Origin of the sequence: Methanofollis sp. W23, assembly GCF_017875325.1 — an archaeon.
Lineage (GTDB): Archaea > Halobacteriota > Methanomicrobia > Methanomicrobiales > Methanofollaceae > Methanofollis.
Map to the genome: position 1 here is coordinate 2,800,224 of NZ_JAGGMN010000001.1, position 21,588 is coordinate 2,821,811.

Here is a 21,588-nt window from a genome sequence, read left to right on the forward strand (position 1 = left end):
ATGACAGAAGCAGATTTTTTCCTTGAGATCCTCCTCCCCGCTCTCCTGAGCGGAGCGGTCATCTCTCTGCAACTGATCCTTCTCTCGGCCCCCTTCGGGTTCCTGCTCGGTACCGGCATCGCCGTCGGCCGGACCTATGGGGGGAGGCTGCTCTCGTTCCTCTGCAAACTCTATGTCATCTTCTTCAAGGGGACGCCGCTCCTCCTCCTCCTCTTCATCCTCTACTTCGGTCTGCCCTCGGTCGGGATCGTCTTCGAGCCCTTTGTCGCGGCAGTGATAGGGTTCATCCTCTGTAATGGTGCCTACAATTCCGAGTACATCAGGGGTGCGCTCCTCTCGGTAAAGGAGGGGCAGATCACCGCAGCCCAGGCCCTCGGGATGACCAGGTTCCAGGCGATCAAAAATATCATCCTCCCCCAGGCGCTCCGCAGGGCCATCCCTGGCGTTTCAAACGAGTTCATCTATCTCATCAAATACTCGTCCCTGGCTTACCTGATCACGGTCCCAGAACTGACCGGCGCGGGTGCCGATATCGCTTCCAAATATTTTGCATACTTCGAGGCCTTTGCCATGGTCGGGGTCTTCTATCTGGTCATGGTCACGGTGGCCACCCTCGCCGTCAACTGGCTGGAGAAGCGGACCGCCGTCCCGGGCATGGTCAGGTCATGAGCGCATCTGGCGCTCTCTCCTTGTTTTAGGCGGGAACCGGGATCTATATTGCTGATATTATATTGCAAATGCCGACGGGATATGCACTGTAAATCAGGATTCATCTCTTCATCTATGAGAATTTAGAGAAAATATAGAACCAAATCATTAATCAAACCTCTTTGAAAACGTTTTTTCAGTACTATGGCAGAAAATCAGCGTTGGAGTTCTCGAAAAATGTTCATTCTCGCCGTTGTCAGTTCGGCGATAGGTCTGGGAAACCTCTGGCGTTTCCCATACGTCGCATATGAGAACGGCGGCGGCGCGTTCCTTATCCCCTACCTGATTGCAATGTTCACTGTCGGGATCCCCCTCCTCATCCTTGAGACAGGGGTGGGATACAAGACCCAGGCAGGCCCGCCGATGGCATTCAAGCGTCTGCTGGGCAAGTGGTACAGTGTGATCGGATGGGCTGCGGTCCTGGTCGCCTTTCTCATCGTCACCTATTACTCGGTGATTGTGGCGTGGAGTTTCGACTATCTTGGCTTTTCATTTAACCTGGCCTGGGGCAGCGACCCGGCTACGTTCTTCTACGAAGATTTTCTCCAGGTCTCTGATGGGTTCTTCTCCATCGGCGGCCTGAACCTGGTGGTCCTTGCCGGTGCGGTCCTTGCCTGGATCTGGATCTATCTCTCCATCTTCAAGGGCGTCAGGTCGGTCGAGAAGATGGCCTGGATCACGGTTGTCGTCCCCTGGCTGCTGATCATTCTCTTCGTGTTCAGGGGGATCACCCTGCCTGGCGCGATGGACGGGCTCTCCTACTACCTGACCCCGCAGTTCGAGGCTCTTCTTGATCCAGGCGTCTGGATCGCCGCCTATGGCCAGGTATTCTACTCGATGTCAATCGGGATGGCGATCATCATCGCATACTCCCGATTCCTCGGCGAGAAGTCCGACGTGGTGAAGAGCACCGTGCTCATCGCGATCGCCGACTGTTTCACCTCGATCTTTGCAGGTATTGCAGTCTTCTCCACGCTTGGGTATCTTGCCTTCACGCATGGCGTCCCGGTGACTGAGGTGGTCAGGAGCGGGATCGAACTGGCGTTCGTGACCTATCCCGCCGTCATCAGTGCGCTCCCGTTCCTCCCTGAGCTCTTCGGCATCCTCTTCTTTGCGATGCTCATCACCCTTGGGGTCGGGTCGTCCTTCTCTCTGGTGCAGGCGGTGAGCGCCAGTCTCTCTGATTATGTCAAGACCGAACGCTGGTGTCTCAATGCAGTCATCTGCGCCGCAGCCTTTGCGGTGAGCCTGATCTATATGACCGATGCCGGTATCCTCTGGCTCGATATCGTCGACAATTATGTCAACCAGTTCCTGATCCTTCTGGTCGGGTTTGCCGAGGCCCTTGCCATCGGGTATGTCTATGGCGCTCCCAAACTGCGTGAGTTTGTCAACCAGTTCTCTGACTGGAAGGCCGGGCGCTGGTGGGACGCCTGTATCTGGGTCGTCGTCCCGCTCTTCCTTGGGTCGGCCCTGCTCTTCAATATCGTCACCGACCTTTCTGATCCTTATGGTGACTATCCGCTTGCGGCCACCCTTGTTGGATGGGCTGAGGTCATCCTCCTCCCGGTTTTTGCGATGGCTCTCACCTATATCTATCGGAACCATAAGGGCGTGGATGTCGAGGAAAAGGCCTCAGAATAATTTCTTTTTTTTATTGGCTCTGTAGGATCCGGCATGAGCCCCTGGCTCAGGCATACGCGTGAAAATTGTTGGAGTTCTTTAAGAGTGAGTGACCCCTTGCTCCCTCGGTATACCAGGACACCACGCGGGACGATCATCGAATGCCCAGCCCACCTGGTTATCTTCGTCTGGAGGTCGGGGGGCATTCGCTCCCCGTCGAAGAGAATCATCAAGAAAATTTCTATCTCTGAGTGGGTTGGCCGCGATGCGATCGGTCAAAGACGGCAGCGCTCCCAGCCAAAAGGGTAGGAGGGTGAGTGCATCATACGCATACTAAGGATTGGTGAGGGTTTCCTACAGGACTGATCTTTCAAATTCCGGCTCTGTAGAAATCCTCTTGGTGAATCTCTCTGGCGGGGGGCTTGCCGCCCCCCGAAACCCCCCCGCCACACGATATGTCGAGGTCGGCAGCACTCTCGTCAGAGTTGCCCATGATGCCTTCCCGCCCCTATCTCCCTTCTGGGGGTCGGGGGGCAGCGCCCCCGGCGAGAAGATGGAGGACGGTGGTTGAATCGCGCTCGCACCGAGAATTGGTGAGGCTTTCTACAGGGCCGCTCCAGGAGAATTCTCCAGGATTTTTTGCCCTGCTCTCCGAGCCTGAGAGTCTTCCTCTCTCATCTCAGGTGCGTTTTCCATCGTTCACGAATGATGAGGAATGGCGTGGGGCAGCAGGGTCGGTCTGGTGCGATCGTATCAGTTCATGGGGTAAAATAGAAGGTATTTCGGGCCTCTCCTCTATTCGTCCAGGCCCTTGCTAATTCATAAAAGATATATCACGGCCGACCCTATTTTTTTATGAATGAATATGAAGTTGGGTGGTGGTCTGCTGGTCCTTATACTTGCCTGTACAGTCTGCTTTGCAGGGTGTACGGGTGGTGCGACGCCAGCGGACCAGGACCAGGGATCCGACGGTGCCGACGATGTCCCTACATACATTGTTGGTGTCGATGCGGCGTATCCTCCATATGCCTCCATGGAGAAAGACGGCACGATCACTGGACTTGACGTCGAGTCAATCCAGTGGATCGCCGAGAAGAAAGGCTTCAAGGTCGAGATCAAAGGGATGGAATGGGACGGGATCATCCCCGCACTTCAGCAGGGCAAGATCGATATGGTCTACTCTGGCATGACCATCACGCCTGAGCGTCTTGCGATGGTAAACTTCTCCAAGCCGTACCTGACGATCAACCAGTCCTTCGCCGTCCATGACGACTCCGGGATCACGATGGAGGATATCATGGCTGGCAAGGTCGTGATCGGTGCCCAGCGCGGGACCACCGGTGCCTACTGGGTGGAACAGAACCTCATCGCAAATGGCACGATGTCCAAGGACGACCTGAAATACTTTGACAGTTTCCCGATTGCCATCACCGCTCTGAACAACAGGCAGGTCGATGCGACGGTCTACGATAAGCCCCCGCACCTCGACGCGATCCAGGGTCAGCCCCTCCATATCGTGGGTGAGATCTACACCGGCGAGAACTATGGCGTGGCGATCAGGAAGGACGACCCCGAACTCCTCCAGACCGTCAACGAGGGCCTGGACGAGTTGATGGCCTCTCCAAAGTGGGAAGAACTTCTCAAGAAATACGAGATGCTCTGAGCCATCTCTTTGTTCTGGTTGCGATGCAACCGATAGGGTGAGGGGTTAAACCCCAAACCTTTTGTGAAATGCCGGATAACCATGAGATACTGTATTCCTGGTGAACACATAGAACATGGCCGCTCCTTTGTGTGGCTATAGGGACTGAACATGGATGTTGTAACTATCCTGGTGGAATGGTTCCCATATCTTGTCCTGGGGATCATTCAGACCCTTGCTCTGGTGCTCGCGTCCCTTGGTCTGGGGCTGCTTTTCGGCCTGCCGATGGCACTCGGCCAGATCTATGGGAACCGTGTGCTCCAGAGTATAATTTCGGTATATGTCTGGTTCTTCAGAGGCATGCCTGTCCTGGTACTCCTGTTCCTCTTCTTCTTTGGCATATTCCCCTCTCTGAACCTTGATGTCGCACCGTTTTACGTGGCCGTCGTTGTCCTGGGGTTGAGGGGAGCGGCGTACCAGTCCCAGATCTTTAGGGGCGCGATCCTCTCGATCAGCGAGGGGCAGATGACCGCCGCGAGGTCGCTCGGGATGACGCGGATGCAGGCGATCAGGAGCATCATCCTCCCGCAGGCGGCGCGGATCGCCCTGCCTGGATGGTCAAACGAGTACCCGACGGTGCTGACCGATACGTCGGTATGTTATGCGATCGGGGTGGCTGAGATCCTGACACGGACGACGCAGATTGTGGCCCAGACCTACATCGCGATGCCGCTTTATCTGGCGGCAGCCGGGATCTATCTCGTCCTCAACTATGCGGGGATGAAAGGACTGCATATGCTGGAGAAGAAGACCAGTATTCCAGGGTTTGGACAAGGAGGTGTCTAGAGATATGGGTTCAGAGGACTGCATCCTCCGTGTTGAGGATATCCATAAACAATATGGTGATCGCGAGGTGCTCCGCGGGGTCACCTTCGAGGTAAAGAAGGGTGAGACAAAGGTGTTCATCGGTCCTTCGGGGACCGGGAAGAGCACGTTGCTGCGGTGCATCAACCAGTTGACCGAGCCCGACGCTGGTCGTGTGTTCCTGCAGGGGGAGGAGGTGACGCATTCTGGGAACCGTATCAATTATTTCCGGCAGAAGATCGGGATGGTATTCCAGAACTTCTACCTCTTCGACCACCTTACGGCGCTGCGGAACGTGGAGATCGCCCTCCTGAAGGTGAAGAAGATGGACCCTGCGGCGGCACGCGAGAAGGCGCTCGCCGAACTGCGTCGGGTCGGGATGGAGGACTGGGCCGAGAACTATCCTGCCGAACTCTCAGGTGGTCAGGCGCAGCGTGTCTCGATCGCGCGCGCCCTTGCGATGGACCCCGACGTGATCCTCTTTGACGAACCGACCTCTGCCCTCGACCCTGAACTGACCCGCGAGGTGCTCGAGGTGATGAAGACGCTTGCTCGGCAGGGGATGACGATGCTTGTGGTGACGCACGAGATGAGTTTTGCCAGGTCGGTGGCAAACGAGATCATCTTCATGGAGCATGGGAAGGTCCAGGAGCATGGTGCTCCTGCCGACCTCATGACAGGTCCTGCATTTACCCGCACACGCGAGTTCATAGGAACATTCCAGGACTTTGACGAGCAGTGACGTGGCGAGACAATGGATGATATAGTATTCCTGACGACGGTTCTTCTCCCTGCCCTCTGGGACGGGGTGCTGGTCACCCTCCTTCTCATCGCAGTGGCAGCTCCCTTCGGATTCCTCCTCGGGATCAGTCTTGCGGTCGGCAGGACCTATGGGACCCGTCTCATCTCGTTCCCATGCAAGGCCTTTGTCATCTTTGTCAAGGGGATCCCACTTCTCCTCCTCCTCTTCATCCTCTACTTTGGCCTGCCCTCGGTCGGGATCAGGTTCCCGTCGGCAGAGTGGGCGGCGATCATCGGGTTTATCTTCTGTAATGGAGCGTATAGTTCGGAATATATCAGGGGTGCGCTCCTCTCGGTGAAGGAGGGGCAGATGATCGCGGCCCAGGCACTCGGGATGACGCGCGTCCAGGCGGTCAAAAATATCGTCCTCCCCCAGGCGCTCCGCAGGGCCATCCCAGGGCTGACCAACGAGTTCATTTATCTCATCAAATACTCGTCTCTGGCCTACATGATCACGGTCATTGAACTGACCGGTGCGGGCAAACTGGTGGCGACAAAGTATTTCACCTTCAACGAGACCTTCATCGTGGTCGGGATCGTTTATCTCTTCCTGGTCACGGTTACGACCCTGGTCGCAAACCGGCTTGAGAAGAAATACGCCGTCCCTGTGTGAGGGACTCAATCTTTTTTCCATTTTTTTCGGCTTTGGAGAAATTGTCTAGATGAATCTCTCTGGCGGGGGGCAGGCCGTTCTTCAAACACCCTGCCACACGATAGATCGAGGACGGCAGTACTCTCTTCATGGTCATCTATTCTGCCTTCCCGACCCCCTCGTCATCCTGTGGGGCTCTGGGGGTAACACCCCCGGCGTGTGTGCTTGTGAGAAGGCAGTTGATACATGCACATACCAGGAGGAGGTGGAGGTTTCAACAGGGCCGAAAATGCGTGAAGAAATCGTAGGGAACGACATCATCCTCTTCATGATCCTGTCCCTATCTTCATCTCGGAGGCCGTGAGCACCCCCCTGGCGTATGTGCTGTGGGGAGGGACATCGATCATCTGTGCTGCGGCCACAGAAAAACGAAGAATTTGGCCCTGTAGAAATCCTCTTGATGACTATCTCTGGCGGGGTGCTGGCCGCCCCCCGCACCCCCCGCGTCAAGATAGGTCGAGGATGGCAACACTCTCGTCACAATTTCCCATAATATCTTCCCGCCCCTATCTTCCTCCTAGGGGTCCGGGGGCAGCGCCCCCGGCGCGAGGCTATGGGAAGGCGGATGACACACATTTTCCACACGAGAAGTGAGGGTTTCTACAGAGCTAAGAATTTTTCTCTCTCGCGCTGGGGGTTGCACCCCCGAGACCCCCTACGACGAGGATGGGGGTGGGGCGGCGACGAAGTGGTGATCTTGCTTGCTGCCCCCGCGTGAAGCGCGTGATCAGCGGCGTCCGGGTCCGACATTTGAGGGATGACACGACACTAGTGGTGCATCAAGAACGAATAGTCGGCACCATGATGCAATTGAACAGGATCTCTCTTTCTTCGTGTGAAGAAATCGTAGGGAACGACACCCTCCTCTTCATGATCCCTCCTCTGCCTTTCCGGCCCAATCGCAATCCTGGAGGTCTGGGGGCGCCGCGCCCCCTGGGCATATGGGGGGGGAAGGTGTGATGATCAGGTGTGCCACCCTCATTGCAGAGTTTTTCCTGTCATCTCGCACGGGTGGGAACCCCCCAGGCCCCCCTGGAATGAAGAGAGGCGGGGGGCGGTGATGGCTTGTGTCCCTGTCCGTTGTCTCGTCTTGAGGAGCGTGATCAAAGGTCTCGAAAGGTCCGACATTTGAGGGATGACTCACCACCGGTAGAAATCTTTGAGGTGATTCTCTCCGGCAGGAGGCATGCTGCCACACGAGAGGTTGGGGACGGTAACACCTTCGTCATGGTCGTCCATGTTGCCTTCCTGCTCCAATCTTTGTCCTGGGGATCTGATGGCTCGGAGCATGAACGATCTTGAGAGAATTTTCAATTTTCTGCTCTGTAGAAACTCTCTGAATGTCTCTCTCTGGTGGAGGGCGTGCCCCCCCCGGCGGGGATCATGAGGGAAGGTGGGAAAATCACGTTTGCACCCATATGGGGTGAGGGGTTCTACAAAGCCCAATTTTCAAGGGGATGGGCCAGGCACGAGGCGGTGGGAGGGCGATTCAGTCATGCTTGCGCCGGGGAGCAACTCGAGGTTCAGAGATATTCTCGACTCACCTGGATCATCGAACGAACCTTCTCGCCATTATATTCAGAAGTGACCCTTCAGGTCATCCTGCCGCCAGCCTCACCAGACCCCCCTTCAGAGGTAGGTTTATCCCCCGCGGTCACCTATGCCCCCGAGATGGGGGGGACAGGACCGGGATGATTGTAGGACAATTCTGCCTGAGAGGTTGGTTGAATGGCTGAGGAGGAGAGCGCAGCACGGGAACTGGACTGCGTCGGCCTCTTCTGCCCGGAACCGATTGCACGGACAAAAGAAGAGATCGAGAAGGTCGCCGTCGGCGAGGTGTTGAAGGTCGAGGCCGACGACCCGGCGGCAGAGGAGGACATCACCCGCTGGGCAAAGCGGACCGGGCACGAGATCGTCGGGTTTGGGAAGGCCGGGGGGATCCTGACCTTCTATATCAGGAGAACGGTGTGAGGTGATAATGTGGCAAAGATCGTGTATGTCCAGACGAGCGGGCCTGATACGCCTGAACGGCTGTACGCCCCGTTCATCCTCGGGGCGACGGCGGTGAGCATGGGGGTCGAGGCGGCGATCTTCTTTATGATCAAGGGGGTGATGGTCGTCAAGCAGGGCGAGGCTGAGAAGGTGAGGGTCGGGGCCTTCCCGCCCCTTGCAGAAGCGATGCAGCAGGCGCTCGATGCCGGCGTGAAGGTCTATATCTGCGAGCAGAGCACGCAGTTGCTCGGGATCCCGCGGGGCGAATTCATCCCTGAGGGAGTGATCGCCGGTGGGGCGACGCTCAATGACCTCGCCCTTGAGGCCGATGCGGTCCTGACCTTCTGAGGGGGGGCGCAAATGGTCTATCTCGACCATGCATCGGCGATGCCGGTCGACCCGCGTGTCCTTGCCTTTGCCAGGCGGTACCTGGAAGAGGAGTTCGGCAACCCCTCCTCATTATATGACCGTGGGCTCTCGACGCGGCGTGCGGTGGAGGCGGCGAGAGGAGAGGTCGCGGCCCTGGTCAATGCCGGCGACCCGCGGAGCATCGTCTTCACCGGGAGTGCGACCGAGTCGAACAACCTGGCGATCAGGGGGACAGTGCTGCGAAACCGGCGGAAGGGCAAGAAAGTTCTTGTCAGTGCGATCGAGCATATCTCGGTGATGAACCCGGCCAAAGATCTCCAGAAACAGGGGTTTGAACTGGAGTTCATCCCGGTGGACGAATATGGCGCCGTCGACCTGGCCGCCCTTGAGGGCTTGCTCACGCCAGAGACCATTCTTGTCTCGGTGAATTATGCGAACGACGAGATCGGGACGCTCGAACCGATACGCGAGGTGAGCAGGGTGGTGCATGAGGCGGGAGCGTACCTCCATGTGAATGCCACCGCCGCGGCCGGCCGGATCCCGATCGATCTCCAGGAGGACGGGACCGATCTCCTGACCCTCTCTGGAAACGATCTCGGGGGGCCGCGGGGTGCGGCGGCGCTCTACATCAGGCCTGGGGTGAAGGTGCAGTCGATGATGCCTGGCGGCGGGCAGGAGCGAGGGCTGCGTTCTGGGACCGAGAACGTCTTTGCCATCGCCGGGATGGGCGAGGCGGCGCGGCTTGCTTCAAGGGAGATGGCCGATGAGATGGGGCGTGAGCAGGCGATCCGCGACCGCCTGATCAGGGAGGTCCTGGAGGTCGAGGAAGCGGCGCTCACCGGGCACCCGACTGAGCGTCTCCCGCACCACGCGAGTTTCAGGTTCAGCAGGATCGAGGGGGAGAGTATCCTCCTGAACCTTGACACCTTCTTTGATATCCAGGTGGCAACCGGATCGGCCTGCTCGTCCAGGACACTGGAGCCGTCCCATGTCCTGCTTGCGATCGGACTGACCCACGAGCAGGCGCACGGGTCGGTGGTGATGACCCTCGGGCGGTCGAACACCGTCGCCGACGTGCGCTATGTCGCCGATGCGATGCGCGAGACGGTGGGGCGTCTGCGGGGGATCTCCCCGTTATGATCTCTGAGGTGAGAAGAATGGAGGAAAGGCCACAGATTGGCTATTCGAAACGGGTCATGGACCACTTCATGAACCCGAGGAATGTGGGTGAGGTCGAGGACGCCGACGGTGTGGGGTTGGTGGGCAACCCGGTCTGCGGCGACCTGATGCAGGTTACTATCAGGGTCGAGGACGACGTGATCACTGACATCAAGTTCAAGACCTTTGGGTGCGGGTCTGCGATCGCGACGGCAAGTATGGTCACCGAACTGGCGATGGGCAAGCACCTCGATGAGGCGCTGGCGATCACCCGCCAGGACGTGGCCGACGAACTGGAGGGGCTTCCGCCGGTGAAGATGCACTGCTCCAACCTTGCGGCCGACGCCCTGCACGAGGCGATCGAGGATTATCAGGAGAAAAAAAAGAAGAAAGAGGCCGAGGTGGAGGCCTGAATTTACCGGGGCCAGATCGACAGGAAGATTACTGGTATGTTCTAAGATCCATCCATGGCAGAGGAGTGCTACAGCATCATCGACCTGATGCTCCTGATGTCCGAGAAAGTGGCGGAGACGGCTCGCAGTCTGGACCAGGAGCAGGCGGCGGGTTTTGTCGACCACCTTCTTGCGGCACGCCGGGTTTACGTGGTCGGGGCGGGACGGTCCGGGCTTGTGGCGAGGGCGTTTGCGATGCGGCTCTGTCATCTGGGGATGGAGGCCTATGTAGTCGGGGAGACGATCACCCCGGCTCTTGGGGAGGGCGACACCCTTGTTGCCTTCTCAGGATCAGGCGAGACGACCTCGGTCGTCGACTTCAGCGAGACTGTGAAGGAACTCGACGGCCGGATCTGTCTTATCACGGCCACCCCTGATTCACAGCTCGGGCGCATGGCCGACTGTGTCGTGGACCTGGGTGCCTCGACCCCCCCGATCAGGACCTCGTCGGGACAGTATGAGGTCCGCCAGCTCACCGGGGAGTATCGGTCGGTCTCGCCGGCGTTTGCTCCGTTCGGGACGCTGTACGAAACTGCCGCCCTGATCTTCTCAGACGCCGCCCTCTCGGCCCTGATGGAGTTGAAGCATTGCAGTCTTGAAGAGGTAAAGGGGCGGCTTGCGAATATCCAGTGAGGGGTCTGAATTGCCCCCCCCAACTCCATCGTTATCATGGGGGTCAGGTGGGAACGAGTTCGGGAATATCTCTGATCATTGCTGTGCGATTGGAGGATACTTAGGTATTCGGAATATTGGGATCTGGAGAGATCCTCATAGATCGTCAGAGTAACCTCCTGATCGTGTGCCTTCCACCATGTTCGCGCCGGGGTTTTCATCCCCGGACTCCCGCCACACAATTGGGTCGAGGACAGCTTCTCATTCTTCATGTTCGTCCATTTTTCCTTCCCTGTGCGCTCGATGTAGGAGAGGTGTTGGTTCACACTTGTATCTGGAATAGCAGGTTTTCGATGAACCTCCGGAGAGATGAGGGAGAGAGTGCGGTGAAGTCACGCTCCCGCTCAGAAGGGGTGAGGCTCTCTACAAAGTCGAGTAGTCTCCGGTCCTCTGCCCTCTTTTATCCCTCTCTCTTCTCCAGGCCTCCCTCGATCCTCTCGACCCTCTCCCTGATCTCCTCCACCGAACGCTTCAGTTCGACGAACTCCTGATTCATCCCGATATTCTCGCGGTGGCGGCGGTCAAGCCAGGCCCTGAGCTTGAAGGTGGCGTATATGAGGAGGGTGAAACCCGCGAGAAGGAGGATGACCACCGAGAGGGCGTGCATGTGGTCAAGATAACTAGAGATGTCGCCGGTGAGTGCGTATCCTGCGCCACCTACCACGAAGAGCCCGCTGGCCGCGGCCCAGGCTGAGAGGAGTGCCAGTTTCAGGGGGTCTCTGCCCATGTGCATATCACCAGATGGTACGGCCGGGCGTGAACGCTGAAAAGTGGGTATGAAGGCTGGGATCAGGGGGTGCTACAACCGGCGACGTGCCGTATGATAGGGCATGTACAGGCGATAGTTATTATACTTTTTGTATGATTCTTGGATCATAATTCGGTCTCATGCATTTTTTTCAATGATCGGTTCGACCGGGTGGGGGATATGGGGGTTCTGCCTCTGGGAGGATTCCATGGTCACGCCAGAGTCAATCTCTCTGGGATGTACCCAGAGAAGAGATTCAGATCAGCGGCATGATATATTTCGCATGAGTTATGGCGGTTTAAAAATTAATTGGTCATCATAATGCCTGTGATTTATGACCTGGATGCCTGGTGGTGTCCATTGCGGCCTATGATCTCGAAATATGCTGGCTTTTCCTCTTCCCGGTCTATGCTACTGTCTTCTCTGTCCTCCTGAGGAGGAAGGTGTCGGCTCGGCCCTGGTCGTGCTCTGTGCTTGATGTGCAGGTATCCAGCACATACTCATCCGTGCGGTGGTGGTGCGATGGTGACTGGACTTATGCTGGCCTCTGCTGTTATCATCCCATTTCTTCTGACCGACCTGAGAAATAGGCGATCATTTCAGTGGCTGTCGGTCTTTCTTGCCTCCTGTCTGGTCATGATCTTTCTCATTCTCTGAGGATTTGGGCAAGTCATGGGCGGGGTGCCTGATGAAGCGAGAGTCCTCGCGTTTGAAAATCTTTCGACCTCGCTCGGAGTCCTTTTTGGGTCAATCGAGTTCCTCTCGGCTCTGTAGAAACCCTCGCCTTTTGTGTGAGGGAGACGTGTGTCGCCCTCCTCCCTACCCCTTTGGCCGGGGGCGCTGCCCCCGGACCCCCTGGACCACGATAAGGTCGGGAAGGCAGAATAAATGACCATAAAGAGAGTGTTTCCGTCCTTGGACCTATCGTGTGGCGGGGGGGTTTGGGGGGCGGCACGCACCTCCGCCAGAGAGGTTCATCAAGAGGATTTCTACAGAGTTTTCCTCTCCTTTTTTCCTGGCGTCGCCTATCTCTCCGCGTCTGTCTGCGGCGCCCTCTTGATCGGCGGTGAGGTGGTGGGATGGCTGGACGACCACCCCAGCCGGAATCTCCCGACTCCTCTCCGTGCGTGTGTGATCTTCTTCGTCTTCCCATGGGTTTTCATCGCAGGGTTCCTGATATTTCTTGTCGCACTCGTATCCCGAGTTCATATCAGTCCCAGGCGGGAAGCGGGGAGTATGCGGTACTGATACTCTTCTCCATGCTCCTGTGGTTCTGGCTTGAAAGAGTGCCAGGGGCATATGGTCGGTTACTTTGGGGTGGCATGGATGCCCGGCGTCCTTGCTGGTGCCTGCGCCTATCTTCTCACCGATCCGCCCTTCAGGCCCTCGATGAGGACCAGTCATCCATGGCTCCTCATATTCCTGACGATCTATCTTGTCACCACAGTCTCGATTGGGGTCGTCATCTTGATCAGTATCTGGATGGAGGTCCAGGCCGAGATGATCAGCACCGTTTCCCTTCTTTTCTTTTCCATGATAGCTCCCGGATTTTCCGCGCTCATCGCAACCAGGGTCTATGCGCTTGCGAAGCATTCGCAGAGACCGTCGCCCTGACATTTTTACCTGGCAGGGGGACCACCCCTCTGCTGGGGTGTGGGAGATCAGGCACGAGTATTATCTCCCATGCGCGGAAAAACGATCTTCAATGACTCAGAATGGAGGACACTTTGAGAAGGGGCGGTGGGTCGAGGACGAGGAACCGGCACCGGAGACCCCCTCGGGTCCGTCGGTGGACGACCTCGTCGATGAGGCCTCGAAGTCGGTGCGCAGAGCGGTCGGCGACGTGACCTCTCTTGGCCGTCACCTCTTTCTTACCGAGGAGGGACGCAGTCACCTGGAGAAGAAGGCGCGGGACGCCGGGGTGGCGCTGGAGCGTGCCGTCAACGAGATGGCCGAGAAGGCGCGCAAGACCTACGAGAAGAAGGAGTGACCTGGCGAGGGCCCCCTCTCTTCAGACTTTTTTTCTTCAGATCTCCTGGAGCCTCTGATTTGTCCCCTCATGATAGAGAGGATGACGGAAAAAGGCCCTGTAGGATTCCTCTGGATGACCATCTTTGGAGGGGCTTCGAGCTCCCCGCCACATGAGAGAGAGTCGAGGACGGCAAATCTCTCTTCAAGTTTGCGGGTTGTGCCTCCCTGGCTTCATCGTCATCTGGGGGTCCGGCGCGGTGGTGTCTGAAGGTAATGGATGCGTGGGTGCGCAACGAAGAGGTGAGGCTCTCCCCTCCATCATCTCCTGCCATCTTCTGGGGAGAGAATCGTGAAGGGGGAGTTGCTCCCTGCCGGGAGGGAAGTGACCAAAGTTTTTGATGTAGCCAATATTACTAAAAAAAGGCTCTGTAGAAATCCTCAGGACAGTTCTCTTTGGCGGGGGGCGTGCCGCCGCCCCTGGTGAGAAGATGGGGGAAGGCGGTTGAACCGCGCGTGCACCCAGAAAAGGTAAGGGTTTCTACAGGGCCAAAAAAGATCATGATGCCGCTTGAACCCGCGGCACCTCTCCCCTGCACTCTGGGGCGGCGGCGACATACCTGACAAAGGGCGTCGTCGTATTCCCGTCCACCACCTCGCCGGTGAAGATATACACCGGCACCAGGTAGGCCGGGTCCTCCATGGCCTGCGCCTCGTAGTAGCCCAGATCGATCCCGGTGACGTCTCCGCCGCCGCCGACCTCGCCGTCTTCATCAGTGCTGATGATCTGCGCATGTTCGGTGCTGCAGGGGACTGCATCCGCGGGCATCAACCCCTTCTCCTCCAGGTACGCCGTCGCGATCTCGGCCGCCTCCTCGTCTGAAGGGAGGTATTCAGGGAGGTCCCTGGGATTGCGGCTCAATCTATGTGGGGATTCTATTGACTGCTATAACTCAGGAACAGGCCAAATGGATAGCACATAATGAGATGCTCATGAGAAATCTTAGTTCGGCTCTTTAGAAACCCTCACCCATTTTTGGATGAACGTGATTCACTCGCCTTCCCTTACCCCAGTGCCTGGGGCTCCGCCCGGCCCTCAGGATGAAGATAGGGCCATGAGGGCATAATCAATGATCATAAAGAGGGTGTTGCAGTCTTCGACCCTGCTATATGTGGCGGGTGTGAGCGGAGCGAACATGAGAAGATCTCTGATCTTCGAGGTGCGACCGAAGGAAACTTGAGAACGCAGGGTATCAGAGTTTTCCTGTGAAGAAAAGAATATGAAATATTTATTTCGTGCACGGGAAGTGCGGAGCATTTTCTTGACCTGGAGATCTTCGAGCGGCTAACCCCTCGCCAGAAAGCATCATCAAGAGGATTTCTACAGAGCCCTTTGTTCTCACTCCTCTCATTAGGATAGGGGGGACACTACACTTCACGCCCTCTGTCGATCATCTTTGTGGAAAAACGGCTGGGGTGAGTTGAGGAGACCCGCAAGTCTTAGAGTCCAGGAGTGAGATTGGACCTGAGAGAAGAGGTGAGGTTGGAATGAAGGGCGTGTCGGCCCAGACGATCTCTTCGTGAAAAAAGGGCTTTGTAGAGACCCTTCCCTATTGTGTGGAGAGAATGTGTGTCTCCCGTCTTCCGATATAGTCTCTCGCCGAGGGTGCAGTCCCCAGCGCGAAGAGGTAGGAAGCCATATGATCAGAAGGCTGCTCTGACAGATTTATGGGGCTTTCTACAGAGCCAAAAAAAGCTAAAATTCGGTTCTGCAGAATAGGTCATGAAGCGGCTCTGTAGAACCCCTCACCTCTTGTGTGGGGGAGACATGTGTCGCCCGCCTTCCTACCCCTTTGGCCGGGGGCGCGGCCCCCGGACCCCCGGGACCACGATATGGTCGGGAAGGCAGAATAAATGACCATAAAGAGAGTGCTGCCGTCCTCGGACCTCTCGTGTGGCGGGGGGTTTGGGGGGCGGCACGCACCTCCGCCAGAGAGACTCATCAAGAGGATTTCTACAGAGTTCATGAAGCGAACGTCTTCAAATCCCTCTTGATGAGCCCCTCAAGTGGTACCGGTGAGGGGAGGCACGTGATCAGAGGATCACTCTGAGAGATCGATATTAGTATCTACAGACCCTGCTCTTCCCTCTTTTTTCTGAGAAGCCGTGTCTTCATCGTTTCAAGCGCGGCTGCCGCCTCTTCGTCGGTTACATCAGGATCTCTGAAACGGGTGAACCGCTCACACACGAGTTCGGGACACTCCCCGCAGTGGTCGAGGTGCCGCTCGCCTACACAACACTCATAGATCGGACACTCCTCGATCCCGACGGATGCCGTCCAGAATGGCCTGCCCTGGACCGCTCCACATCCTCCGCATCTGGAGAAATAGTCGCACTCCGTACATATCGTCCCGCAGACCTCGGTACTCTGGTCCATGATGTCGCTTGGACTGACCAATATATCGCTCTATGCACTGGAGGATGAAAGTAAATGGGAGGCGGGTGATCTGCTTGATTCATTTTGAATGGGGATTTCATCCATTATTTTGGCTCTGTAGTACCTCTCACCAGGTCCAGGTGTGACTGTGACTCGCCTGCTTCCCCACATCTTCTTGCCGGAGGCGGCTCCCCCGGCACCAGGGATTGGGAAAGCGGGATGATCTGGCATGCTGCCCATATTGTAGAATCTTCGCCCCCCTCTTGTGTCGGGGGGCGTGGCCCCCCAGACCCTTCACGGAGAGAGCGGAGAGAGGATAGGTGGGGGAGGCACGATGCTCGATTTCTGGCCGTTCCCCTGTCACGAGGAGAAGGCTCAAAGGTCTTTCCACGTCCAGAAGATCTGCAATATGAAATTTTCATCCCATATGCGTGAGCCCGGGGTTCATGACGAATTCTGCAGGGCCACAATTTCACGTCCCCTCTCACAGGGGTATCCCGAGGAGGTGGAGGATCACTACGATGATCACGCCGATGATCCCGCCAAGGGCACTGATGACTACAGTAATAATGTCGATCGGGATGTCGGGCCGCCCAAAGAGGCTCATCACATTGAAGAGGTTGATCAGGAAGAGGATGACGATGCCAGCGATGGCATTGATCACGAGGGCGATCCCCTTTCTCACAAAATAGAACAGAAGCAATGCTACGAGAAGTGCGAGCAGGATCCCGATGATTGGTCCGAGCATGCCTCTACCTTGGCATGATAGATAAATAGGTTGTGGTCCTCTCACCTGGTTTTTCGTATCATCAGCATGACCTGCCAGGTTCCGGCAGCAAGGACGGCGGCCCAGAGGGGAACGAGCGCTCCGCTCTTCCAGAGGAGGGTGATGAGTGCCGTCGCGAGGGCGAGGGCCTGCGCCGCCCTCACTCTGCCGGCGTCCAGTGGTCTTCCTCCGCTGTCGCCTGAGGTACGGATGGTTGATGACTCGGCAATCACCAGAAGGAAGAGCACCGTCGCGACGACGGCGGTGACGATGCCAGCCGTGAGGGGAGGTATCGTGATCGCGGTCTCCCGCTCGGCGAAGAGCGCACCCGCCGCGGCCGCGAGTGCAATGCCTGCGGCGGGGATGCGATGGGGGGCGGGTCCCCTCAATGTTCCGTCGATGAGGAGGGCCGCGGCCGCGATGGGCCCGGCCATAAGAAACCCCTGCCAGAGGTGCCAGAGGGTGAGGATGAGCATGACCGCGACGTCTATGGGTGTTGCCGCACGACCGGTCGTCCGGTTCACGAGCCGCAGGAGAAGGAGGAGCCAGAGGGGGGTGACGAGGTCAGGGAGCGGCAGGACAGAGAAGAGTGCGGCGGCCATGAGTGCCGCTGCGAACAGGGCGGAGAGGTCATGGTCGGGATCGACCTCCCGACCGAGCGCCCAGGCGAGGAAAACGACCAGGCCCGAGGCGGCGCCTGAAATCATCGACTCAACGATCCCGACACCGTTGAAGGCCGTCGTCGTTGTTATGATGACGACGATCGCCAGGGAAAAGATGGCAATCGCGCGGTTTGTCAGGTAGGAGACATCGAGAGGTCGGGCGATCCCGCTCACTGGATGCATGGTGGCAGGGTGGCGTGCGTACAAAAAAGGGTTGGTGCCGGTGCGCGGTGCCTGTTCAGTCCCGCACCGATACTTTCTCTGTCTTCTCGAAAGGCACGTCGAACGAGGCGACGCCTGCATCGACGGTCGCTATGCCTTCTACCTTCACTTCGAGTTCTCCGGAGAGGAGCAGGACCGCGGCTGCAGAGAGCATGGCCGCATTGTCCATGGTGATCGGGACCGTAACCTCGGTCTGGTTGGAGGCTGGCACGGTGATCGCCCCTGCAGTTCCTGACCCGAGCAGCACCTCGGCTCTGTCTTTTGAGTAGGACACGTCCATCTCAACCCTGCCGATCGTTATCTCAATGGGGTTGGGGTTGTCCACGGCAAGGAAGACCACCAGGTCCATGCTCTCCAGGCTGAGGTCACTGACGGCGATGTCGGTGACGGTGACCTCAGGTGGCCCAACGGGTGGTTCTGAGGTGCATCCTGCGATGAAAACGGCACTTACGAGAATAACTATGAGTGGTGCGAGTCTCATCATCTCCCTCTGCCTGTGGATGGGTGGGGGGGTATTTATCTGCTCTGCCTCCCCTGGGTCTGCACTGATTATGGAGAGGGATGACGACAACGAGACCCTCAGGGTGCTGGCCTTTCTCGGTGCTGAGTGGAAGCTTGCCGAACGGTTCGCTCTTCCAGCTGAAGCCTTCCTCCCGGTCTTTTTCTCGTTGCGTTTTGGTGGTGCCTGGAGTTACGCGGTCGAAGGGCTCAGGGCCGTCTCGGTCGTGAAAAAGACAACGGTGTATGAGGACGGAGGGCGAGGGGCGACCATCGAGGAGATCTATCTCCTCGTCGACCCGGAGATCCTCAACGAGGAGGGGGCGGTCGCCAGGCTGGAGAAGTGCGGAGAAGAACCAGAACGCCTCCTCGTCGTCCGCCCCTCCCGCGTGCGTCTCAGGGTGCGCCGGGCGGTACGGGTGCGGGTCGACCCGGGCAGGTGTGAGGTGTCGACCGAAGAGGTGCCAGGCGACGACCTCACCTTCGAGGGTTCGGCGGCGTTCACCTTTGCCCATGAGATGGAGCACCTCGACGCCCGCACCATCTCGGGGAAGAGGCTGTGGGAGTTTCGGTTTGTCTGAGTTTTATGGTCTGCATGGAGCCTTGAGGACATGGGTCCATCGCCCTCCCACGCTGGTGCCGGGGGTTCTCTTGAAACTTGGGGCTCTGTAGAGATCCTCTTGATGGCTCTCTCTGGTGGGGGTGCGTGCCGCCCTCCGGTGGAGGTAAGGGTTTAGAATTTCTGGAAGGAAGCGCTTCGGTTCGAGGAGATGGACACCCCAGGAGAGTTTTGGGATGACCTCGAAGGCATTCGATTCACACTCCTTCCTACAAACAACAGGTGTGGGTATCTACAGGGCCTACAGAGCCAAATATTCATCCTATTCTCCTCTCCTCCCTCTATCTTCTGCGACGAGGGGGGTGCCTGAGCCCTCCCCGGCAAAAGGCTGATGAGGTTCTTGTCTCTATGAAGGGAGAGGGGGTGCGATATGGAAGGACCGGGGACCGTCTGTCCCGGACTGCTCGTCCTCAACGCCCTCTGTGCCCTCCTGATCATTTTTTTCGAGCAGAAAAACCCGGCCGCCGCCCGTGCCTGGATCATCGTCCTGGTCTTCATCCCGGCGCTGGGGTTCGTCCTCTACCTCCTCCTCGGTCAGAACCTCTACAAAGAACGGCTCTTCATCCTCAAAAAAAAAAAGGACGACCAGGTGCTGAGGGGGATCCTCAGGGAGCAGGAGGCATGGATGACCACCGGCGACTCCCCGCTCAACGACCGTCTCGGGGGCTTCCGGCCCCTTGCTTCCATGCTGTTCCGCCACACCAAGGCGGCCCTCTGTCCGGGTAATGAGGTGGAGGTCTACACCGGCGGCGCCGAGAAGTTCTCGACCCTCTTCGAGGCAATCCAGGCGGCCCGCGACCATATCCATCTCCAGTATTATATCATCAGGGACGACCGGCTGGGCAGGCAGACGGTCTCGGCGCTCGCGGAGAAGGCATCAGAAGGATGCAAGGTGCGGGTGCTGTACGACGCTGTCGGGTGCCGGAAACTTCCAAAAAAGTTTTTCAAACCCCTGACCGATGCAGGCGGGGAAGTGACGAGTTTCTTCCCGTTGCGCTACCTCCCCTTCAACCTCAGGGTGAACTACCGCAACCACCGAAAGATCACCGTCGTCGACGGGAACGTCGGGTTCATCGGGGGGTTCAATCCCGGTACCGAGTACCTCGGCGAAGACCCGCACCTCGGTCCCTGGCGAGACACCCACCTCAAGATCGCCGGGAAGGCCGTCTCCTTCCTGCAACTCAGGTTCTTCCAGGACTGGAACTATGCCGCCGGCGCCGACCTCGGGTTTGAGGGCCGCTACTTCCCTGCCTGCGACGATCCAGACGACGTCCTTGTCCAGGTCGTCTCAAGCGGCCCAGACTCGCTCGGCGAAGAGATCAAGAAGGGCTACCTCAAGCTCATCTCCTCGGCACACAAGTCGGTCTATGTCCAGTCGCCGTACTTTGTACCTGACGAGAGCGTGCTTGACGCCCTCACGGTCGCCGCCCTCTCTGGCGTCGACGTGCGGGTGATGATCCCGTGCAAACCCGACCACCCCTTTGTCTACTGGGCGACATATTCGTACATCGGCGATCTCGTCGCCGCCGGGGTGCGGGCCTACACCTATGACGCCGGTTTTCTCCATGCCAAGACCATCGTCGTCGACGGGGTCGCGGCCTCGGTGGGGAGCGCCAACTGGGATATCAGGAGTTTTCGCCTGAACTTCGAGGCCAACGCCTTCATCTACGATCGAAGGGTGGCCGGGCGACTGAAAGCCGCCTTCGAGGCCGACCTCGCCGACTGTACCGAGGTGACGCCCGCCCGCTATGTGGCCAGGTCTCGGCGGGTGAAGGCCAAGGAGTCGGTCTTCCGCCTCTTCTCAGGGGTGCTTTAACCCTGTCTTCAGCCGCGATGGGATGCGGAGGAGACGGGGGAGGTTCTGGTGCCAGTGGACCGCGAGAGAGGGGCCGAGGTACGGGAGGTACTGTGGGAGAACCCCGACGGCCGTCGTACATTTTTCGAGGGTGTTCTTTTCGAGCCCGACGATCCTCGTCTCCCGCCTGGCGACGGCGTCGAGGAACCCCCCCACGTCCGCGGCATCGGCGCAGGTGACCACATTCCCGAGGTCAGAGAGGAGGTGGCCGTCGGTGCCGCCGGTGACCCCGAGTCCCCTGTCCCTCGCAAGGGCGGCGGCCTTCTCGTTCTGTCCTCTTCCCATCCCCCCGCAGAGGGCTTCGACGGCGTCGAACTCGGAGAGGGCCGCAGGGTTGAGATATTCGCGGTCGATACACTTCTGCACGCCCTTGTTGAAGAGGAGGTAGCCGTATGGGTGGGCGGCCGAGACGACGCAGGAGTAGCCAGCGGCCCGCTCCAGAACCTCTTCGGTCATGAGGCGGGTGGCAAGGTACGGGTTCTTGCTCAGTGCGTCCCTGATATGGTTCTCGTAAAAATCTTCCAGGTCATGGATATCGTAAAAATAGATGAGGATATGCGGGCCGTCCCAGGCACTCACCTCGATCCCGGGGACGACCATCGCACGCGTACCGAGACGCCGCGCCTCCAGGACGCCGCCGACGCCGTTGTGGTCGGTGATCGCAAGCCCGAACCCCCGGTCTTCGGCCTTGCGGAGGGCGTCTCTGACCCTGATGGGAGCGTCAGAGTGGAGGGTGTGGGTGTGCATGTCCACCGGCATCAGCCCTGCCTCCCTGAGGGCGGCGAAGTCGGGGCGGGCATGGGTGACCATCTGTGAGATCTGCGTCATCCTGTGATCTCCTCTGCCCGCCGCGGGGTGATGAAGGTCGCGGTCGGTGCAC

General features: G+C 58.1%; 23 protein-coding genes. 16 read left to right on the forward strand and 7 right to left on the reverse strand.

The genetic code is table 11. The features are described from left to right. The 11 genes from J2129_RS12270 to hxlB all read left to right on the forward strand — a co-directional run bounded on the left by J2129_RS12270 (position 1) and on the right by hxlB (position 10,894). Entirely contained in the window at positions 1-669 is a 669-nt protein-coding gene (locus tag J2129_RS12270) for an amino acid ABC transporter permease (protein ID WP_209631130.1), read from the forward strand. A gap of 183 nt (positions 670-852) precedes the next feature. Further along, positions 853-2,352: a sodium-dependent transporter gene (locus J2129_RS12275; RefSeq protein ID WP_281069804.1), complete on the forward strand. Its 1,500-nt coding sequence runs from the start codon at positions 853-855 to the stop codon at positions 2,350-2,352. An 838-nt stretch (positions 2,353-3,190) separates the two neighbouring features. Then, complete coding sequence (locus J2129_RS12280) at positions 3,191-3,994, forward strand: ABC transporter substrate-binding protein (RefSeq protein WP_209631132.1); 804 nt, start codon at positions 3,191-3,193, stop codon at positions 3,992-3,994. A 150-nt stretch (positions 3,995-4,144) separates the two neighbouring features. Continuing rightward, positions 4,145-4,819, forward strand: coding sequence for an amino acid ABC transporter permease (locus tag J2129_RS12285; RefSeq protein ID WP_209631133.1), 675 nt, complete (start codon positions 4,145-4,147; stop codon positions 4,817-4,819). 4 nt (positions 4,820-4,823) lie between these two features. Further along, the gene (locus J2129_RS12290) at positions 4,824-5,579 is read left to right on the forward strand and encodes an amino acid ABC transporter ATP-binding protein (protein ID WP_209631134.1); all 756 of its coding nucleotides are present in this window, start codon (positions 4,824-4,826) and stop codon (positions 5,577-5,579) included. A gap of 12 nt (positions 5,580-5,591) precedes the next feature. Next, positions 5,592-6,251, forward strand: a complete 660-nt coding sequence (locus J2129_RS12295) for an amino acid ABC transporter permease (protein ID WP_209631135.1) — start codon at positions 5,592-5,594, stop codon at positions 6,249-6,251. Between the two features lie 1,767 nt (positions 6,252-8,018). Further along, positions 8,019-8,261: a sulfurtransferase TusA family protein gene (locus tag J2129_RS12300; RefSeq protein ID WP_209631136.1), complete on the forward strand. Its 243-nt coding sequence runs from the start codon at positions 8,019-8,021 to the stop codon at positions 8,259-8,261. Between the two features lie 9 nt (positions 8,262-8,270). Continuing rightward, positions 8,271-8,630: a DsrE family protein gene (locus J2129_RS12305; RefSeq protein WP_209631137.1), complete on the forward strand. Its 360-nt coding sequence runs from the start codon at positions 8,271-8,273 to the stop codon at positions 8,628-8,630. A 12-nt stretch (positions 8,631-8,642) separates the two neighbouring features. Then, entirely contained in the window at positions 8,643-9,791 is a 1,149-nt protein-coding gene (locus J2129_RS12310; protein ID WP_209631138.1) for a cysteine desulfurase family protein, read from the forward strand. Between the two features lie 17 nt (positions 9,792-9,808). After that, positions 9,809-10,222: a Fe-S cluster assembly scaffold protein NifU gene (nifU, locus tag J2129_RS12315; RefSeq protein ID WP_209631139.1), complete on the forward strand. Its 414-nt coding sequence runs from the start codon at positions 9,809-9,811 to the stop codon at positions 10,220-10,222. Between the two features lie 54 nt (positions 10,223-10,276). After that, complete coding sequence (hxlB, locus tag J2129_RS12320) at positions 10,277-10,894, forward strand: 6-phospho-3-hexuloisomerase (RefSeq protein WP_209631140.1); 618 nt, start codon at positions 10,277-10,279, stop codon at positions 10,892-10,894. 439 nt (positions 10,895-11,333) lie between these two features. Here hxlB and J2129_RS12325 read toward each other — a convergent pair whose 3' ends face one another. After that, entirely contained in the window at positions 11,334-11,660 is a 327-nt protein-coding gene (locus J2129_RS12325) for a hypothetical protein (RefSeq protein WP_209631141.1), read from the reverse strand. Between the two features lie 909 nt (positions 11,661-12,569). Between J2129_RS12325 and J2129_RS12330 the strand changes: the two genes are divergently transcribed. From J2129_RS12330 to J2129_RS12340, 3 genes are all read left to right on the forward strand, one after another. Further along, positions 12,570-12,929 (forward strand): hypothetical protein, encoded by a 360-nt coding sequence (locus J2129_RS12330; RefSeq protein ID WP_209631142.1) that lies wholly within the window; start codon positions 12,570-12,572, stop codon positions 12,927-12,929. 30 nt (positions 12,930-12,959) lie between these two features. Beyond that, positions 12,960-13,295, forward strand: coding sequence for a hypothetical protein (locus tag J2129_RS12335; RefSeq protein WP_209631143.1), 336 nt, complete (start codon positions 12,960-12,962; stop codon positions 13,293-13,295). 91 nt (positions 13,296-13,386) lie between these two features. After that, positions 13,387-13,671 carry a hypothetical protein gene (locus tag J2129_RS12340; RefSeq protein ID WP_209631144.1) on the forward strand — a complete coding sequence of 95 codons (285 nt, stop codon included), beginning with the start codon at positions 13,387-13,389 and terminating at the stop codon, positions 13,669-13,671. Positions 13,672-14,208: 537 nt separating this feature from the next. On the opposite strand, the gene J2129_RS12345 is transcribed toward J2129_RS12340, so the two are convergent. The 5 genes from J2129_RS12345 to J2129_RS12365 form a co-directional block, all read right to left on the reverse strand. Next, entirely contained in the window at positions 14,209-14,571 is a 363-nt protein-coding gene (locus J2129_RS12345; RefSeq protein WP_209631145.1) for a hypothetical protein, read from the reverse strand. 1,206 nt (positions 14,572-15,777) lie between these two features. Then, the gene (locus J2129_RS12350) at positions 15,778-16,107 is read right to left on the reverse strand and encodes a DUF3795 domain-containing protein (RefSeq protein WP_245320774.1); all 330 of its coding nucleotides are present in this window, start codon (positions 16,105-16,107) and stop codon (positions 15,778-15,780) included. Between the two features lie 463 nt (positions 16,108-16,570). Next, entirely contained in the window at positions 16,571-16,834 is a 264-nt protein-coding gene (locus J2129_RS12355; RefSeq protein WP_209631146.1) for a pro-sigmaK processing inhibitor BofA family protein, read from the reverse strand. Positions 16,835-16,875: 41 nt separating this feature from the next. After that, the gene (locus J2129_RS12360; RefSeq protein ID WP_209631147.1) at positions 16,876-17,697 is read right to left on the reverse strand and encodes a hypothetical protein; all 822 of its coding nucleotides are present in this window, start codon (positions 17,695-17,697) and stop codon (positions 16,876-16,878) included. A gap of 55 nt (positions 17,698-17,752) precedes the next feature. Further along, positions 17,753-18,217 (reverse strand): LEA type 2 family protein, encoded by a 465-nt coding sequence (locus J2129_RS12365; protein ID WP_209631148.1) that lies wholly within the window; start codon positions 18,215-18,217, stop codon positions 17,753-17,755. A 70-nt stretch (positions 18,218-18,287) separates the two neighbouring features. Between J2129_RS12365 and J2129_RS12370 the strand changes: the two genes are divergently transcribed. Further along, a complete protein-coding gene (locus J2129_RS12370; protein ID WP_209631149.1) occupies positions 18,288-18,815 on the forward strand; it encodes a RimK/LysX family protein in 528 nt (175 codons plus the stop codon). A gap of 408 nt (positions 18,816-19,223) precedes the next feature. Beyond that, entirely contained in the window at positions 19,224-20,669 is a 1,446-nt protein-coding gene (gene cls, locus J2129_RS12375; protein ID WP_209631150.1) for a cardiolipin synthase, read from the forward strand. Here the strand turns inward: cls and J2129_RS12380 are convergent. Continuing rightward, positions 20,655-21,536 carry a PHP-associated domain-containing protein gene (locus J2129_RS12380; protein WP_245320776.1) on the reverse strand — a complete coding sequence of 294 codons (882 nt, stop codon included), beginning with the start codon at positions 21,534-21,536 and terminating at the stop codon, positions 20,655-20,657. The genes cls and J2129_RS12380 overlap by 15 nt on opposite strands. Between the last annotated feature and the right edge of the window lie 52 nt (positions 21,537-21,588).

Coding starts and splice junctions, on each gene's coding strand:
- J2129_RS12310 (WP_209631138.1), top strand. CDS start 8,643: ATGGTCTATCTCGACCATGCATCGGCGATGCCGGTCGACCCGCGTGTC.
- hxlB (WP_209631140.1), top strand. CDS start 10,277: ATGGCAGAGGAGTGCTACAGCATCATCGACCTGATGCTCCTGATGTCC.
- J2129_RS12330 (WP_209631142.1), top strand. CDS start 12,570: ATGACCATAAAGAGAGTGTTTCCGTCCTTGGACCTATCGTGTGGCGGG.
- J2129_RS12295 (WP_209631135.1), top strand. CDS start 5,592: ATGGATGATATAGTATTCCTGACGACGGTTCTTCTCCCTGCCCTCTGG.
- J2129_RS12340 (WP_209631144.1), top strand. CDS start 13,387: ATGACTCAGAATGGAGGACACTTTGAGAAGGGGCGGTGGGTCGAGGAC.
- J2129_RS12365 (WP_209631148.1), bottom strand. CDS start 18,217: ATGAGACTCGCACCACTCATAGTTATTCTCGTAAGTGCCGTTTTCATC.
- J2129_RS12370 (WP_209631149.1), top strand. CDS start 18,288: ATGGAGAGGGATGACGACAACGAGACCCTCAGGGTGCTGGCCTTTCTC.
- J2129_RS12355 (WP_209631146.1), bottom strand. CDS start 16,834: ATGCTCGGACCAATCATCGGGATCCTGCTCGCACTTCTCGTAGCATTG.
- J2129_RS12380 (WP_245320776.1), bottom strand. CDS start 21,536: ATGACGCAGATCTCACAGATGGTCACCCATGCCCGCCCCGACTTCGCC.
- J2129_RS12285 (WP_209631133.1), top strand. CDS start 4,145: ATGGATGTTGTAACTATCCTGGTGGAATGGTTCCCATATCTTGTCCTG.
- J2129_RS12290 (WP_209631134.1), top strand. CDS start 4,824: ATGGGTTCAGAGGACTGCATCCTCCGTGTTGAGGATATCCATAAACAA.
- J2129_RS12270 (WP_209631130.1), top strand. CDS start 1: ATGACAGAAGCAGATTTTTTCCTTGAGATCCTCCTCCCCGCTCTCCTG.
- J2129_RS12325 (WP_209631141.1), bottom strand. CDS start 11,660: ATGGGCAGAGACCCCCTGAAACTGGCACTCCTCTCAGCCTGGGCCGCG.
- J2129_RS12300 (WP_209631136.1), top strand. CDS start 8,019: ATGGCTGAGGAGGAGAGCGCAGCACGGGAACTGGACTGCGTCGGCCTC.
- J2129_RS12280 (WP_209631132.1), top strand. CDS start 3,191: ATGAATATGAAGTTGGGTGGTGGTCTGCTGGTCCTTATACTTGCCTGT.
- cls (WP_209631150.1), top strand. CDS start 19,224: ATGGAAGGACCGGGGACCGTCTGTCCCGGACTGCTCGTCCTCAACGCC.
- nifU (WP_209631139.1), top strand. CDS start 9,809: ATGGAGGAAAGGCCACAGATTGGCTATTCGAAACGGGTCATGGACCAC.
- J2129_RS12275 (WP_281069804.1), top strand. CDS start 853: ATGGCAGAAAATCAGCGTTGGAGTTCTCGAAAAATGTTCATTCTCGCC.
- J2129_RS12360 (WP_209631147.1), bottom strand. CDS start 17,697: ATGCATCCAGTGAGCGGGATCGCCCGACCTCTCGATGTCTCCTACCTG.